This is a genomic window from Massilia eurypsychrophila (assembly GCF_002760655.1).
Lineage (GTDB): Bacteria > Pseudomonadota > Gammaproteobacteria > Burkholderiales > Burkholderiaceae_D > JAFCUW01.
This window is the reverse complement of the sequence record NZ_PDOC01000002.1, coordinates 516148-531855: the sequence shown is the minus strand read 5'-3', so window position 1 is coordinate 531855 and position 15708 is coordinate 516148. Positions and strand designations below refer to the sequence as shown.

The following is a 15708-nucleotide window of genomic DNA, read 5'->3' as shown; positions in this document are numbered from 1 at the left end:
TCTCAGGAATGGGTCAATCGGAACAGGTCGGCTCCGCGGAGCGCCCTAGAGTATCCGTACCGCTTCCTCAATAGTCAACCGGAATCTGTGCCCGTAAACACAGCCGGTTAACTATTTACCACGTTGCTACAGCTGCGAGCCGATCAGCGACGCCAGTCTGCCCATCATCCGGGTGTGCCAGGGCCGCGCCTCCCATGCCGCCAGCGTGATCTTCCTGGTCTTGGCCCAGTCGTCGTTGAACACGGCGACTTGCTGCTTGGCAAAGACTGGGTCGATGATATTCAGGTTCGCCTCGTCGTTCAGGCTGAACGAGCGGTTGTCGAAGTTGGTGGAGCCGACCGACACCATCAGGTCGTCGACCACCAGCGCCTTGACGTGGAACATGGTCGGCTGGTACTCGGCAAGCTGGACGCCGGCGCGCAGCAGGTCGCCCCACAGCTCGCGCGAGGCCGAGCGCACCACTTCCGAATCGATGTCGGTGCCCGGCGTGATGATCCGCACTTTCACGCCGCGCCTGGCGGCATCGGCCAGCGCCTTGACGGTCAGTTCGTCGGGCACGAAGTAGGCACTCGACAAGTGAATCGTGTGTTTCGCCGCAGTAATTGCCATCAGGTACATCAGGTGCATGCTTTCGCTGCCGCCGGTGGGCGAGCTGGCGAACATCTGGGCGGCGTGGTCGCCCTTCGGCGTGAGTGCCGGGAAATAGGCGTCGCCGTCGAGCACGGCCCCGGTCGACTTGGTCCAGTTATCGGTAAACACGGCCTGGATCTGGCCGACCACCGGGCCCTCGACGCGAAAATGGGTATCGCGCCACTGTTCCTTGGTCTGAGCGTTGCCGCGCCACTGGTCGGCAATGCCGACGCCGCCGGTGAAGCCGACCTTGCCGTCGATGACCAGTAGCTTGCGGTGGGTGCGGTTGTTCAGTCGCGTCAGCTTCCACCAGACCGGCTTGTGGTAACGCTGCAGCTCGATGCCGGCCGCCTTCATGGCGTCGAGCGACGCCAGGTCCATCTTCATGCTGCCGATGAAGTCGAGCATGACATGCACCTTGACGCCGGCGCGGGCCCGCTCGATCAGCGCGTCGGAAAATTCTTTGCCGATCGTTTCCGACCAGTAGATATAGGTTTCGAACGTGATGGTGCGCTCGGCGCTGCGGATGGCCGCCAGCATCGACGGGAAGATCTGGTCGCCGTTCAGCAAGACCTCGACCTTGTTGCCTTCGACGATAGGCGGTCCGAGCAGCACGCCCATCGAGCGGCGGAACTGGGGATCGGCGACGTAGTATTTGCGCTCGAGCTGCTGCTCGATCTTCTTTTCGCCGGGCATGAAATTGAGCAGCAGGAAACCCGCAATCAGCGTCACGACGCTGCTAATAATGGCTACGACCACAGGCTTTTTTCTCATCAGTCAATCCAGTGGATAAAAAAAACCAACGCCTAAGCGTTGGTTATTTAGGGGAAAACCCATCTTAACGAGTCCGGCCGCGGCGGAACAGGTTAACGATTGCCAGCAGAATGACTGCACCAAGGAACGAGACCAGCAGCGAAGTGACGCTGAAGTCGTCGGAGTTGATGGTTCCGGTGCCAAACAGCGGCGACAGCAACCAGCCACCAAGGAACGCGCCGACGATACCGACGACCACGTTGAGGATCATGCCTTGCTCTGCATCCGTTTTCATGACCAGGCTAGCCAGCCAACCCAAGATACCGCCTACGACGATCCAGATGATGAATAACATGTTGATTCTCCTTAAGTTGAAAGACATTCCTCTAGACCAATGAATATCGCTGGCCTTGTGAAAAAGTCTAGTCATGGAAGATCCCTTGGTCGGTGCGGCAACGAACGTTAGACGAACGATTGCAAAAAGACATCGGACGCGCTTTGGCCGCTATTAAAAAACACCGGGGCAACAATGTCGCCAACGCAAGTTTCCTATGGGAATTTGATGCCAATTGGAATGTCGAGAGGATGGTGCGGCAACGTACAGAAGCTCTACTGTAGAGGCCTTATTGTTGCGTCACTGGCAACGATTTCCAGGAAGTCTGCGGGCCCCGCAGGCTGATAACTCGAAAGGAAATTACAATGAGCAATTACGACACCACCAAGAACGATTCCCGCATGGTTACTGGCCTGTTCCGTGACCGCGACAGCGCAGAACGCGCATATGGTTCCCTGTCCGACCGCGGCTACACCCGCGACGACGTCACCCTGATGATGTCGGACGACACCCGCAAAACCCATTTCGCCGATACCGACACTGAGCTCGGCAGCAAAGCCGCTGAAGGCGCAGGCGTTGGCGCCGGCATCGGCGGCACCATCGGCGCCGTGCTGGCCGGCATCGCCGCAGTCGGCACCACCCTGGTACTGCCCGGCATTGGCCTGGTTGTTGCCGGTCCGATCGCCGCAGCATTGGCTGGCGCTGGCGCCGGTGGCCTGGCAGGCGGCCTGGTTGGCGCGCTGATCGGCGCCGGTATTCCGGAAGAGCGCGTCGTGCACTATGAAGAAGGCATCAAGAACGGCGGCATCCTGATGGGCGTGACCCCACGTTCGCAAGATGACGCCGCACACATCGAGCGCAGCTGGACCGAAAGCGCCGGCGAGCACATCATCGGAACCGGCCTGGGCGCCACCGGCGGTGCAGTCACCGGCGCGGCAATCGGCTCGGTTGCCGGTCCGATCGGCACCGTCGCCGGCGCGGCAATTGGCGGTATCGCCGGCGGCCTGGCTGGCAAGGGCGCGGCCGAAGTGGTCAATCCTAAGCCAGGTGACGACCTCGCCGAGCACCATTTCGCCAAGGGCGTCGGTGCAGGTAGCGGCGCTGCAATGGGCGCGGCCGCAGGTGCTGTCGCCGGTCCGATCGGCATGGCGGCGGGCGCGGCAATCGGCGGCATCGCCGGTGGCATGGCCGGCCGTGGCGCGGCAGAAGTTGCCAACCCGAAGGGCGACGATGAGCTCGGCGAGCACAACCTGGCAACCGGCGTCGGCGCCGGCGGCGGCGCGATGGCTGGTGCGGCCATAGGCGCAGTCGGTGGCCCGGTCGGCATGGCAGCTGGCGCGGCAATCGGCGCCCTCGCCGGCGGCACCGCCGGCCACGCAGCAGGCAGCCTGGTCAATCCTGAAGCGGAAGATGCTTACTGGAAGAGCTCGCACTCGACAGCGCCTTACTACTCGCCAGAGTACAGCTATGACGACTACGCTCCTGCGTACGCGCTCGGTTACAACAACCGCGGCCGTTATGTCGGCCAGAGCTTCGACAGCGCCGAAAACGACCTGTCGAACGAGTGGAATTCGGTGAAGGGCTCGTCGCGCCTGAGCTGGCAGCAAGCCAAGTCGGCTTCCCGGGCAGCATGGGACAAGGTTGAGCGCGCCATTCCAGGCGACTTCGACCGCGACGGCAAGTAATCCTCGCCGTTAAGTGAAAAGCCCCGCTTCCGGAAGAAAGCGGGGCTTTTTTACGCCTGGTACTCGACCAATTACTGCTTGACGGCTTCGACCTGGATTGCCAGCTTGACGGTTGGCAGGAAGCCCATCTGCAGGCCATAGCCAATGCCGTAGTCGCCGCGGTTGAATTCGGCCGACGCGTCGGCGCCGCACACTTCACGCTTGAGCATCGGGTGCTGGATGCACTTGAACTTGTTGATCGTCAAGGTCAGCGGCTTGGTGACGCCGTGCAGGGTCATTTCGCCGTTGACGGCAACCGGGGTGTCGCCGTTAAACGTGATCGACTTCGACTTGTACGTCACGGTCGGGAATTGGGTGACGTCGAACATGTCCTTGTTCTTGGCGTGGTTGTTCATCTTTTCATGGCCGAAGTCGAGCGTGGTGGCATCGATCGTGATGTCGAGCGAGCCGGTCTTGGCAGCGCGGTCGAGCACGATGGTGCCGCTCGTCTTGGTGAACTTGCCGCGGAAAGTCGACAGGCCGCCCATGTGATCGGCCTCAAAGCTCGGGAACGTGTGGCTTGGGTCGATGGCATAGGTGTCGGCTGCGAAAGCGGACGTGGCGGTCGCTGCGAGAACGGTAACGATCAGATGCTTGAAGTTCATGGTAATCCTTTAGTAGAGAGGTGAGTTACTGCGCCGCGGTGACGCGGAATTTGATGACGACTTCATCGGCGACCATGCTGGTGTCTTTCCATTCACCTTCGCCAATATTGAAAGCGAGCCGGCGAATTGGCAAGGCGCCTTCGAATACCTGTTTGCCGCCGTCGGCCTTGACCGTCAGTGGAAATGTCACGTCCATGCTTTTGCCCTTGATCAGCAGCTTGCCGGCGACGGTCAGTTTGCCGGCGCCGGCAGGCTTGATCGACGACGACACGAAGCTCGCTTTCGGATACTTGGCCGAATCGAACCATTCCTTCTTTGCCACTTCCTTGTTCATTTCCGCTTCGCCGACGTCGAGGCTGGCCGTATCGATATCGACGGTTGCCTTGGACGCGTCCGGCTTGACTGGATCGTAATCGATTTGGGCGTTGAATTTCTTAAATTTTGCTTCGACCGGCACATTCATCTGCTTGAACACGGCGGCCACGCTGCTGCGCGCGACATCGGTCTTGAGCGGGACGGCGCTGGCGGCAAGTGCGACGCAGGCAAGCGCTGCTGGTAGCAGCAGGCGTGATTTTTTCATGGAGTCTCCGGGGTGGGGATTAGGGAAGCATGCGTTTGAACAGGCCGTCGCGGTCGATGAAGACGTGCTTCAACGCGGCGGCGATGTGCAGGCAGACGGCGCCGGCCAGGCCCATGTTGAGCCAGTAGTGCAGTTGCTTGAGCACGGGTTTGAGTTCGGCGTTCGGCTCGATCAAGAGCGGCAGCTGGAACAGGCCGAAGTACACCACCGGCACGCCGGCCGACAAGGTGTAGAAGTAGCCCGACAGCGGCACCGCGAACATCAGCACGTACAGCAGCGAATGCAGGTGGTGGGCGCTCGACTGCTGCCATTGCGGCATCGACGTCGGGTACGGCGGCGCGCGATGGGTCAGGCGCCACAGCAGGCGCAGCGCGGCCAGCGCCAGGATCGTCACGCCGGCCCATTTGTGCCAGGAATAATATTTGAGTTTGGTCGGGGTGATGCCGGGGATGTCCGTCATGACCAGGCCCATCGTGAAGGCGCCGATGATCAGCAGGGCGATCAGCCAGTGGAGCAGGACGGCAGGGCGGGTGTAGCGCAGCATCAATGGAATTCCCCGGGTTTATTAGTACGTGTTAGGACTAATAATACCGCAAAATTACCGCAGGTGTGAAAAGCGCCTTCGAGCACGCAACAAAATGGGGTCCTCGCGAGCGCGGGGACCCCATTCGTGTGCCCGGCGGCAGACCTAGATTTCGGCCGCCAGCTTGGCAGCGATACCAATATAGTTCGCCGGCGTCATCGCCAGCAGCTGATCCTTCGCTTCCTGCGGCACCGCCAGGGTCAGGATGAATTCGCGCAGCGCATCTTTCGAGATGCCCTTGCCGCGCGTCAGTTCCTTCAGCTGCTCGTACGGGTTGGCGATGCCGTAGCGGCGCATCACCGTCTGCACCGGCTCGGCCAGCACTTCCCAGTTGGCGTCGAGGTCCTGCTCGAGCCGGGCAGCGTTCACTTCCAGCTTGTTCAGGCCGCGCAGGCAGCTGTCGTAGGCCAGCAGCGAGTAGCCGAAGCCGACGCCGATGTTGCGCAGCACGGTCGAATCGGTCAGGTCGCGCTGCATGCGCGACACCGGCAGCTTTTCGGCCATGTGCTTGAGCACGGCGTTGGCCATGCCGAGGTTGCCTTCCGAATTTTCGAAGTCGATCGGATTGACCTTGTGCGGCATCGTCGACGAGCCGATCTCGCCGGCCTTCAGGCGCTGCTTGAAGTAGCCCAGCGACACGTACGTCCAGATGTCGCGGTTCAGGTCGAGCAGGATGGTGTTGGCGCGCGCGATCGCATCGAACATCTCAGCCATGTAGTCGTGCGGCTCGATCTGGATCGTGTACGGGTTGAAGGTCAGGCCGAGGCGCTGCTCGATGACGTTTTTCGAAAACGCCGCCCAGTCGAAATCGGGATACGCCGACAGGTGGGCGTTGTAGTTGCCGACCGCGCCGTTCATCTTGCCGAGGATCTCGACGTCGGCGATGCGCTTGACGGCGCGCTGCAGCCGCGCGACGACGTTGGCGATTTCCTTGCCCAGGGTGGTCGGGCTGGCGGTCTGGCCGTGGGTGCGCGAGAGCATCGGCAGGCTGGCGTTATCGTGCGCGATCGCGCGCAGCTTGGCCACCAGGTCATTTAGCGCCGGCACGATCACGCCGTCGCGCGCGGCCTTGAGCATCATGCCGTGCGAGGTGTTGTTGATGTCTTCCGAGGTGCAGGCAAAGTGGATGAACTCGGTCGCGGCGACCAGTTCCGGCACGTCCTTGACCTGTTCCTTGAGCCAGTACTCGACCGCCTTGACGTCGTGGTTGGTGACCGCTTCGATCGCCTTGATGCGGGCGGCGTCGGTTTCGGTGAAGTCGGCCGCCATCTTGTCGAGCAGCGCGGTGGCGTGCTTCGAGAACGGCTTGATCTCGGCAAAGCCGGCCTGCGACAAGGCCTGCAGCCAGGAGATCTCGACCTTCACGCGGTGGTGCATGAAGCCCGCTTCCGACAGGATCGGGCGCAGCTTGTCGGTCTTGGCGGCGTAGCGGCCATCGAGCGGCGACAGGGCGGAAAGGGTGGAGTAGGGGGCGGTAGAGGTCATGGGGAGCGGGGGTGTGCAAAACAGCGATTTTACCATTCGCGGCGCCGGCGGCCCGATGTTGCAGCCAGACCGCAGTTGCGCCGTCGGCCGTCCATTGGCCTGCTGCCCAATGCTATACTGGTTGCCAATCATCTATCCAAAGCATCTATGAAACTTATCGGTTCAACTGCCAGCCCATTTGTCCGCAAGGTCCGTGTCGTCCTGGCGGAAAAAAAGCTCGACTGCGAGTTCGAGCTGGAGGATGTCTGGAGCGCCGAGACCGCCATCCATCTGGCCAACCCGCTGGGCCAGGTGCCCTGCCTGGTGATGGAAGACGGCAGTTCCATGTACGACTCGCGCGTCATCGCCGAGTATCTCGATACCCTCACGCCAGTGTGCAAGCTGTTGCCGCCGAACGGGCGCGACCGCGCCGACGTCAAGGTGTGGGAAGCGCTGTCGGACGGCGTGGCCGACGCGGCCGTGCTGGTGCGGCTGGAAAAAACGCTGCGCCCGGCCGAGCAGCAAAGCGTCGCCTGGATCGAGCGCCAGATGGGCAAGGTCCACGCCGGCCTGGCCGTGATGTCGGCCAACCTGGGCGAATCGCCTTTCTGCAAGGGTAATCATTACACGCTGGCCGACGTCGCCGTCGGCTGCACCCTCGGCTGGCTGCTGTTCCGCTTTCCCGAAATCGACTGGCGCGGCGACTACGCCAACCTGGCCCGCCTGTTCGACAAGTTGTCCGAGCGGCCGTCGTTCAAAGAATCCGTGCCGCAGTGATCCCGGCCAGCGCGGGCGAGCGCCCCTTGACCACCGTCGTCTTCGGCGAAGCGCTGGTTGACGATTTCGTCACCGAGCAGCTGGTCGGCGGCGCCCCGTTCAATGTCGCCCGCAACCTGGCCGCCTTCATGTCGCCGCAATTGATGGTCACGCGCATCGGCGACGACCGCAACGGCGCCGTCGTGCGCGCCGAGTTCGAGCGGTTTGCCATGTCGGAAAGCGGCCTGCAGCTCGATCGCATGGAAGAGACCGGCCGCGTGCTGGTCGAGCGCCGTCCCGGCGGCCACCGTTTCGTGATCCTGCCCAAGCAGGCCTACGACTTCATCGACCCGGCGGCCGCGCTCGAGGCGATGGCCAAGGTGACGCCGGCCACGATTTATTTCGGCACCCTGGCCCAGCGCGGCGCGCGTTCGCACGACAGCTTGTACAAGCTGCTGGGCGCGAGCAGCGCCACGCGCTTTCTCGACCTGAACCTGCGCGAAGGCCAGTCCGACCGCGGCTGCGTGTCCGAGTCGCTGAAGGCGGCCAACATCGTCAAGGTCAACGAGGAAGAGTTGCAGGCGCTGTTCAGCTGGTTTTTCCAGATCGACCCGAAGACCACGCTGGACAGCGACGAAGTGCACGCGGCCTGCCGGGCGCTGCTCGACATGTTTGCGCTCGAGGCACTGATCGTCACGCTGGGCCACCGCGGCTCGGTGTATTTCGGCGCCGACGGCGCCCTGATCGTCAACCGCGACAATCCGGCGCCGCCGTTCGTCATCGACACCGTCGGCGCCGGCGACGCCTTCTCCGCCATTTTTCTGCTCGGACGCGCGCGCGGCTGGCCGCTCAAGCAGACGCTGGCGCGCGCCAACGAATTTGCCGGCGCCATCTGCGCCGTCAGCGGCGCGGTGCCGCGCGACATCGGCTTCTACGACAAGTGGGTGACCCGCTGGCGCGCCGGCTGATGCCGCCGCGTTAGGTCTGCCGAGCTCGCAAAAATTGCGCCGGGATACCCGGATACTGCAAGTCTTCGAAAATATCGGCAAGCATGCCGTGTGTGTCGGACACTGTTGCGGTGACCTCGCTCAGCCAGTCCCCGCCTGGCCTGCCTTCCAGGGTCGTGCTCTGTTTCAGCAGACGCGCGATCACGTCCGAGCAACGATGAAATTTCTGTTGCACACCCGCGGGCGTCTGATGCTTGCGAAAATACGTTGCCGAAATTTCTGCGCCGCCCGTCGCATGCTGCCCATCGATGCCTTCGCCCATCCACGCTGTCAGGCTGGACAGCGCGAAGTCCAGCCGTACCGCGCCATATACAAAGCGCCCAACCTTCCCATGTTCGGTAGTTTCCACGGATACTCCTAAAAGCTGGTGTCAGGTCTGACATTCGGACATTTGTCCGAATGTCAGACCTGACACCAGCTTTTTCCAGAAACAAAAAAGCCCCTGAAAAGGCAGCGGCCTGGCGGACTGCGCAAGTTAGGCTTACTCGCCCAGCTGGCTTTGAATGTAGTTCTGGATGCCGATCTTGGTGATCAGGTCGAGTTGCGTTTCGAGCCACTCGATGTGTTCCTCGGTGTCTTCCAGGATCACGACGAACAGCTCGCGCGAGACGTAGTCGGCCGCTTGCTCGGAGGCGAGGATGCCTTCCTTGACCGTCACCTGCGCCGCTTTTTCCAACTGCAGGTCCAGCTCCAGCATTTCCTGGGTGTGCTCGCCGATCAGCAGCTTGTGCAGCGCCTGCAGGTTCGGCAGGCCGTCGAGCATCAGGATGCGGTCGATCAGCTTGTCGGCGTGCTTCATTTCGCCGATCGATTCCTCGTATTCCTTCTTGCCCAGCTTCTCCATGCCCCAGTGACGGTACATGCGCGCGTGCAGGAAATATTGGTTCACTGCAGTGAGCTCGTTCGTCAGCTGCGCGTTGAGCAGACGGATGATGTTTGGATCGCCCTTCATGGAATGCTTTCGTGTAATGAGATGGAGATCATCATAACAAAGTGGAGGCCGGCATTGCCAACTTTATGACCTGTCGACGCGCCGGCCACGCCCGGCGGCTATGCGCACGATGACAGTCTGTAGCAAGGAGTGGTGATTGAGCCGCGCTTGCGCAGCCATTGTAGGAAAGGCGGCATGGCGCGAGCGGGCGGCGGCGGGCGCTGCAGCGTCAAGCAAGGACGCGCGCCAACGCGACGCTCCCGTGGCGCGTCGCGTTGGCGCTCAGGCTGCCTGGCGGGAGCGGAAGGACAGTTCGGTGACGCGTGTGTCGGCAGCGGTGCGCTCAACGTGGAGAGTGAGCACTTCCTCAGCATAGGTGGCGCACTTGCCGCAGCAGGTGGCAACGCCGAGGTCGCTGCGCAGTTCGTCCATCGACGACAGCCCCAGGTCGACCGCCTGGCGGATCTCCCGGTCGGAGATGTTGTTGCAAACACAAACGATCATTTGGTCAGCCTTGTAAGAAAGAGGGACAATTCGCCGGGTTGCCGTTTCGTCCAGAACGAGAATCATTCTCATTAAGATTTGTATTCTCTTGGAATTCCGCAGCGATTGCAAGCGCTTTGTTTGCGTAACCTCATACGCTGTAGGGATATCGCTCTCGGGGGCTGCCAAAATTTGTTGCAGAAGCACCGGCAGCGCCGGCCGGTGTTAGAATCGTAAATGGAAATAATTCGCATTACCGTTTAAGATGCTAGTATCTCCTCCATGCCGCCAGCCGGTTGTCGCCGGCGGCACACCAACCAAAGTTCATCATGACTCTTGCTTCGACATTGACCACACTTGACACCCTCGCGGCAGGGCAGAGCGGCACGGTGATTCACCTGGCGCCGGCCGGCCTCGATGGCGGCGCGGGCGTGGACGTCGGGCGGCGCCTGATGGAACTCGGTTTCGTGCCGGGCGAACGGATCCGCGTGCTGCGCCGTGGTATCCAGGGCGGCCCGCTGGCGATCAAGGTCGGCGAGTCGACCTTCGCGCTGCGCCGCTTCGAAGCGGCGCTGGTATCGATCAAGCCGGAATAACCATGGGTGCAGCAGAACGGCGCGTCGAAGCCGACGCGCGCACGCCAGTCACGCCGCTGATTGCCTTGCTCGGTAATCCGAACTGCGGCAAGACCGCACTGTTTAACCGCCTCACCGGCGCGCGCCAGAAGGTCGCCAACTACGCCGGCGTCACCATCGAGCGCAAGGAAGGCAGTTTCACCTCGCCCGCCGGGCGCAGCTTCCGCGTGCTCGACCTGCCGGGCGCCTACAGCCTCACCGCCCAGACTCCCGACGAAGCGATCACGCGCGACGTCGTGGCCGGCCTGCGCGCCGGCGAACAGGCGCCCGACGCCATCGTCTGCGTCGTCAACGCCACCAACCTGCGCCTGAACCTGCGCCTGGTGCTCGAAGTGCAGCGCCTCGGCCTGCCGATGGTGCTGGCGCTGAACATGGTCGATGTGGCCGCCAGGCGCGGCATCGTCATCGACGCCGACAAGCTGGCCGCCGAACTGAAGATGCCGGTGGTGGAAACGGTGGCGGTGCAAAGCGGCGGCGAAAAATCGCTGCTGCGCGCGCTCGACCTGATGCCGGCGATGGCGCCGGTGGCGTCGAACGCGCTGTCGGCGATCGACGCCGTGTCGGTCGAAGACACCCAGCGCGAAGTGCGCCGCATCCTCGACGCCTGCACCAGCCATGCCAACGACACCGGCAACCTGACCGAGAAGATCGACCAGGTGGTGCTGCATCCGGTGCTCGGCCCGATCCTGCTGGCCGCGCTGATGTTCCTGGTGTTCCAGGCAGTATTCAGCTGGGCAGCCCTGCCGATGGAAATGATCACCGGCGGCGTCGACAGCCTGGGCCAGATGATCAACGCGAACATGGCCGACGGCCCGCTGCGCAGCCTGCTGGTGGAAGGCATCATGGGCGGCGTCGGCAGCGTGCTGGTGTTCCTGCCGCAGATTCTGATTCTGTTCTTGTTCATCCTTGCGCTGGAAGACTGCGGCTACCTGCCGCGCGCGGCCTTCCTGCTCGACCGCCTGATGGGTGGCGTCGGCCTGTCCGGGCGCGCCTTCATCCCGCTGCTCTCCAGCTTCGCCTGCGCCATCCCCGGCATCATGGCCGCGCGCACCATCCAGAATCCGCGCGACCGGCTCGTCACCATCATGATCGCGCCTTTGATGACATGCTCGGCGCGCCTGCCGGTGTACGCGCTGATCATCGCCGCCTTCATTCCCGACCGCGAAGTCGGCGGCTTCATGAACCTGCAGGGCCTGGTGCTGTTCGCGCTGTACTTCGCCGGCATCGCCAGCGCGATGGCGGTGGCCTGGTTCTTCAAGCGCGCCATGGGCGGCAATGCCCAGCAGCCTTTGATGATGGAGCTGCCGAGCTATCACTGGCCGCACCTGCGCAACCTGGCGCTCGGCCTGTGGGAGCGCGCGGTGATTTTTCTGTCGCGCGTCGGCACCGTGATCCTGACCTTGATGGTGCTGATCTGGTTCCTGTCGAGTTTTCCCGGCGCGCCGGAAGGCGCCACCCAGCCGCCGATCTATTTCAGCATCGCCGGCATGATCGGCCGCGCACTGGCCGTCATCTTCGAGCCGATCGGCTTCGGCTGGCAGATCTGCATCGCGCTGGTGCCCGGCATGGCGGCGCGCGAAGTGGCCGTCGGCGCGCTTGGCACCGTGTATGCGCTGTCGCAAAGCGGCGACGCGCTGGCCAGTTCGCTCACGCCGATCATCGCGCAATCGTGGACCCTGGCCACCGCGCTGTCGCTGCTGGCCTGGTATGTGTTCGCGCCGCAGTGCCTGTCGACGCTGGCGGTGGTCAAGCGCGAGACCGGCGGCATGCGCTGGCCGCTGATCATGGCTGGCTACATGTTCGCGCTGGCGTACATCGCTTCATTCATCACTTACCGCGCCGCGCTGGCGCTGGGGAGCTGACATGGTGCAGAACCTGATCGTGGCCGCAATCGTCGTCGTCGCGCTGCTCTACATTGTCCGCAAGTACCTGCCGGCCGGCCTGCGCCAGAAGCTGGTGTACCGCCTGAGCGCGCGCGGCGCCAGCCAGTCGAAGATGGCGCAGTGGCTCAATACCCAATCGAGCTGCGGCAGCGGCTGCGATACCTGCAAGTCGTGCGCCGAGCCGCAGGCCGAGGCGCCATCAGGGCGCGTCATCAAGATCCACGCTCGCCGCTGATATTGCGTGGACGGGTCCGGCGCGTTCGCGAGGACGAGTGAACAAGCCGCTGGCCTAGATGTCGTTCGGCGACTTGGCCAACGCGGTCAGCTTGCCATCCGGGTCCAGGCCTAGTCGCTGTATCAGCTTGCGCGCATCGAACGGCGCTCCGACCTTGATGTCATTATCGAAGTAGCAGTACACGTCGCGGCTGGCGCGCTTTGGCGGCGCTTTCGGCGACACCCGGCGCGCGTCGTCCGGCTGCGCGCCGGCCGACCAGGCGCGAATGCGATCGGCCCAGCGATCCAGCGCCTCCTCGGTGTAGCCGCCGGCGTACAGCTCCTTTTCGCCATGCAGGCGCAAATACATGAAGTCGGCCGTCACGTCTTCGATGTGCGGCCACTTGCCGGCCGTGTCGGCCACCACCACCGCCACCTTGTACTTGCGCAGCATTGCGACAAACGCCGGATCGAGGAAGCTCTCGTGGCGAACTTCGATTGCGTGCCGCATCTTGCGCTTCTTGCCCGCCTCGAGCGCGGTGCGCCCTTCCATGCGCGGCTCGTACTTGCGCGCCAGCGCCACGCCGGCGTCGGTGTCGTGCGGCAGCAGGCTGAGGAAATGCTCCATGCGCTCGGCATCGAACTGGAAATTCGGCGGGAACTGCCACAGGAAAGGACCGAGCTTGTCGCCCAGGTTGAACACCCCCGACGCCAGCATGTTCGCCAGCGGGCCGTCGATGTCGCGCAGCCGCCGCGTGTGCGTCAGGTAGCGGTTGCCCTTGACGCTGAAGACGAAGTCGTCCGGCGTGTCGTCGTGCCACGCCTGAAAACTTTCCGGCCGCTGCAGCGAATAGAAGGAGCCGTTCAGCTCAATCGTCGGCAGCGCCCGCGAGGCGAACGACAATTCGCGGTGCTGCGCCAGCTTGGCCGGATAGAACACGCCGCGCCACGGCGGGTAGCGCCAGCCGGAAATACCGATGCGTATGGTGCCCATTCGTCCACTGTAGGATACGGAACGCCGCTCTACAAGCCGGCTGGACCGACTACCGGCAGTTCGATCGTGCTCTCCATCCCCGGCGCGTGATACACGCGCTGGGTCGCCTTGCGGTAGTCGCCCGCCTTGGCATAGAAAATGTTCGGCACGAAGGTTTGCGGATTGCGGTCGTACAACGGGAACCAGCTCGACTGGATCTGCACCATCACCCGATGCCCCGGCAGGAACACGTGGTCCGCGTTGGGCAGCGCGAAGCGGTAGTTCTCGACCTTGCCGGCGGTGATCGGCACCGCCTTGTCGAGCCCGTCGCGGTAGCGGCCGCGGAAGATCGACATCGCGATGCCGAGCTGGTAGCCGCCCATCTCCGGCTGCGTCGACACTTCGTCCGGGTAGACGTCGATCAGCTTGACGACCCAGTCCGAATCGGTGCCGCTGGTGGAAGCGAACAGGTTGACCATCGGCTGGCCGGAGATCTGCAGCGGCGCGCGCAGTGGCTCGCTCACATAGGTCAGCACGTCGGTGCGGTCGGAGAAGCTGCGCTGGTCGGTGACCAGCCACGGCTTCCAGACGTTGGCGTCGCCCATGCGCACCGGGCGCGGCACGAACGGCACCGGCTTGGCCGGGTCGGCGACGTACTCGTCGAACTGCTCGGTGCCGGCGGCACGGTCGAAGCCGAGCCGGAAGCCGTCCTTCAGGTAGATCGGCGTGGTGGCGGCGGCCAGCGGCCAGCGATCCAGTCGCTGCCACTTGTTGGCGCCGGTCAGGTACGAAAACACCGGCGGCGTGTCGGCCTTCGGCGCGCCGTCCTTCAGGTACTGGTCGAAGAACGGCTGCATGACATCGCGCCGGAACTCGGCCGCGGTGTCGCCGTTGAACTTCAGCGCGCCCAGGGTCGATCCGTTGTAATTGACGCCGCTGTGGCGCCATGGCCCGACCACCAGGTGATTCATGTCGTTCTGCTTGTCGCGCGGCTCGGTCGCCGCGTAGGTGGCGTAGGCGCCGTAGATGTCTTCCTGGTCCCAGCGCCCCACCACCGTCATGGTGGGCACCTTCAGCGGCCGGCCGGCCAATACGCGGTCGACGGCCTGCTCCTGCCAGTAGCTGTCGTAGGCCGGATGCTCGAAGATCTTCTTCGTGAAGTTGAGCTGGTCGACGCCGAACCGCTTGGCAAGGTCCGCGGTCGAACCGGCCCGCAGCACCATGTCGTAATCGTCGTGGACGCCGGTCGACAGCTGCACGCCTTCGCCGCGCGCGGCAGTCTGGCCGCTGATGTAATCGAGATTGTTGGTGCGGAAGGCGCCGTTCTGGAACCAGTCGTCGCCGCGCCAGCCGTCGACCATCGGGCTCATTGGCACCGCTGCCTTCAGCGCCGGATGCGGGTCAGCCAGCGCCATCAACACCGTGAAGCCTTCGTACGAAGAGCCGACCATACCGACCTTGCCGTTACTTTGCGGGACGTTCTTCACCAGCCAGTCGATGGTGTCGTAGGCGTCGGTCGCGTGGTCGACCTTTGTGTCGTTGAGCGGGCCGCGGATCGGCCGCGTCATCACGTAGTCGCCTTCCGAACCATGCTTGCCGCGCACGTCCTGGAACACGCGGATGTAGCCGTTGGCGACGAAGTTGTCGTCGCCTTCCGGCAGCATCGACGCCATGTTCGGACTCTTGTTGCGCGCGGCGCGCTTGGCCGCGTTGTACGGCGTGCGGGTCAGCATCATCGGCGCGCGCGCGGCGTTCGTCGGCACCACGATCACCGTGTAGAGCTTGACGCCGTCGCGCATCGGGATCATGACGACCTGCTTGACATAGTCGGCGCCGGGAACCAATGCCTGGTACTTGGTGCTGGCGATGTCGGGCGCCATGGCGGCGGTCTGGGCAAACGCCGGCGCATGCAGCGCCAGCAGCATCAGGGAGAGCGACGACAACTTCAGTGTGACTGGGCAAGGCATTGAATTTCTCCACTAGCGATTTATAAAGTTGCGCATTGCATCATATCGAAGGGGCTGCTTCAACGCAATTGCCAGCAATTGTCGCCTAAAGGTTGGAAGAGTAGGAAAATGGATACAGAGGCGATTTGAGGAAACTTGGCCAAGTAATTTATTGCTAGAATGGTGCGGCCTTTGGGCGCAGAACATA

Annotated in this window: 17 protein-coding genes; 6 read left to right on the top strand and 11 right to left on the bottom strand. The window is 63.1% G+C overall.

The features are described 5' to 3' along the window. Positions 1–126: 126 nt before the first annotated feature. The gene (gene cls / locus CR105_RS05350) at positions 127–1404 is read right to left on the bottom strand and encodes a cardiolipin synthase (protein ID WP_229413634.1); all 1278 of its coding nucleotides are present in this window, start codon (positions 1402–1404) and stop codon (positions 127–129) included. A gap of 64 nt (positions 1405–1468) precedes the next feature. Next, a complete protein-coding gene (locus tag CR105_RS05345; RefSeq protein WP_099787375.1) occupies positions 1469–1738 on the bottom strand; it encodes a GlsB/YeaQ/YmgE family stress response membrane protein in 270 nt (89 codons plus the stop codon). 344 nt (positions 1739–2082) lie between these two features. Between CR105_RS05345 and CR105_RS05340 the strand changes: the two genes are divergently transcribed. Beyond that, entirely contained in the window at positions 2083–3402 is a 1320-nt protein-coding gene (locus CR105_RS05340) for a hypothetical protein (RefSeq protein WP_099787374.1), read from the top strand. 71 nt (positions 3403–3473) lie between these two features. On the opposite strand, the gene CR105_RS05335 is transcribed toward CR105_RS05340, so the two are convergent. The 4 genes from CR105_RS05335 to purB form a co-directional block, all read right to left on the bottom strand. Beyond that, a complete protein-coding gene (locus tag CR105_RS05335) occupies positions 3474–4046 on the bottom strand; it encodes a YceI family protein (protein WP_099787373.1) in 573 nt (190 codons plus the stop codon). Positions 4047–4071: 25 nt separating this feature from the next. Beyond that, positions 4072–4626, bottom strand: coding sequence for a YceI family protein (locus CR105_RS05330; RefSeq protein ID WP_099787372.1), 555 nt, complete (start codon positions 4624–4626; stop codon positions 4072–4074). A 19-nt stretch (positions 4627–4645) separates the two neighbouring features. Beyond that, positions 4646–5170: a cytochrome b gene (locus tag CR105_RS05325; RefSeq protein WP_099787468.1), complete on the bottom strand. Its 525-nt coding sequence runs from the start codon at positions 5168–5170 to the stop codon at positions 4646–4648. Positions 5171–5314: 144 nt separating this feature from the next. Beyond that, positions 5315–6694, bottom strand: a complete 1380-nt coding sequence (gene purB, locus CR105_RS05320) for an adenylosuccinate lyase (protein WP_099787371.1) — start codon at positions 6692–6694, stop codon at positions 5315–5317. A 147-nt stretch (positions 6695–6841) separates the two neighbouring features. On the opposite strand from purB, the gene CR105_RS05315 reads away from it, so the two are divergent. Together CR105_RS05315 and CR105_RS05310 are read left to right on the top strand one after the other, a co-directional pair. After that, a complete protein-coding gene (locus CR105_RS05315; RefSeq protein ID WP_099787370.1) occupies positions 6842–7450 on the top strand; it encodes a glutathione S-transferase family protein in 609 nt (202 codons plus the stop codon). A gap of 26 nt (positions 7451–7476) precedes the next feature. Beyond that, positions 7477–8397, top strand: a complete 921-nt coding sequence (locus CR105_RS05310) for a PfkB family carbohydrate kinase (protein WP_099787467.1) — start codon at positions 7477–7479, stop codon at positions 8395–8397. 10 nt (positions 8398–8407) lie between these two features. Here CR105_RS05310 and CR105_RS05305 read toward each other — a convergent pair whose 3' ends face one another. From CR105_RS05305 to CR105_RS05295, 3 genes are all read right to left on the bottom strand, one after another. After that, the gene (locus tag CR105_RS05305) at positions 8408–8785 is read right to left on the bottom strand and encodes a hypothetical protein (RefSeq protein WP_099787369.1); all 378 of its coding nucleotides are present in this window, start codon (positions 8783–8785) and stop codon (positions 8408–8410) included. A 132-nt stretch (positions 8786–8917) separates the two neighbouring features. Continuing rightward, positions 8918–9388, bottom strand: coding sequence for a bacterioferritin (gene bfr, locus CR105_RS05300; protein WP_099787368.1), 471 nt, complete (start codon positions 9386–9388; stop codon positions 8918–8920). A gap of 261 nt (positions 9389–9649) precedes the next feature. Beyond that, the gene (locus CR105_RS05295; protein WP_099787466.1) at positions 9650–9871 is read right to left on the bottom strand and encodes a (2Fe-2S)-binding protein; all 222 of its coding nucleotides are present in this window, start codon (positions 9869–9871) and stop codon (positions 9650–9652) included. 308 nt (positions 9872–10179) lie between these two features. Here CR105_RS05295 and CR105_RS05290 point away from each other — a divergent pair, with 308 nt between their 5' ends. From CR105_RS05290 to CR105_RS05280, 3 genes are read left to right on the top strand one after another with little or no spacing between them, the layout of a single operon-like run. After that, a complete protein-coding gene (locus tag CR105_RS05290) occupies positions 10180–10446 on the top strand; it encodes a FeoA family protein (RefSeq protein ID WP_099787367.1) in 267 nt (88 codons plus the stop codon). Between the two features lie 2 nt (positions 10447–10448). Beyond that, entirely contained in the window at positions 10449–12347 is a 1899-nt protein-coding gene (feoB, locus tag CR105_RS05285; RefSeq protein WP_099787366.1) for a ferrous iron transporter B, read from the top strand. 1 nt (position 12348) lies between these two features. Beyond that, positions 12349–12603 (top strand): DUF6587 family protein, encoded by a 255-nt coding sequence (locus tag CR105_RS05280; RefSeq protein ID WP_099787365.1) that lies wholly within the window; start codon positions 12349–12351, stop codon positions 12601–12603. A 54-nt stretch (positions 12604–12657) separates the two neighbouring features. Here the strand turns inward: CR105_RS05280 and CR105_RS05275 are convergent, their stop codons facing one another. Then, positions 12658–13575 (bottom strand): DUF72 domain-containing protein, encoded by a 918-nt coding sequence (locus CR105_RS05275; protein WP_099787364.1) that lies wholly within the window; start codon positions 13573–13575, stop codon positions 12658–12660. Positions 13576–13604: 29 nt separating this feature from the next. Continuing rightward, positions 13605–15521, bottom strand: a complete 1917-nt coding sequence (locus CR105_RS05270; protein WP_218968654.1) for a CocE/NonD family hydrolase — start codon at positions 15519–15521, stop codon at positions 13605–13607. Positions 15522–15708: the final 187 nt, after the last annotated feature.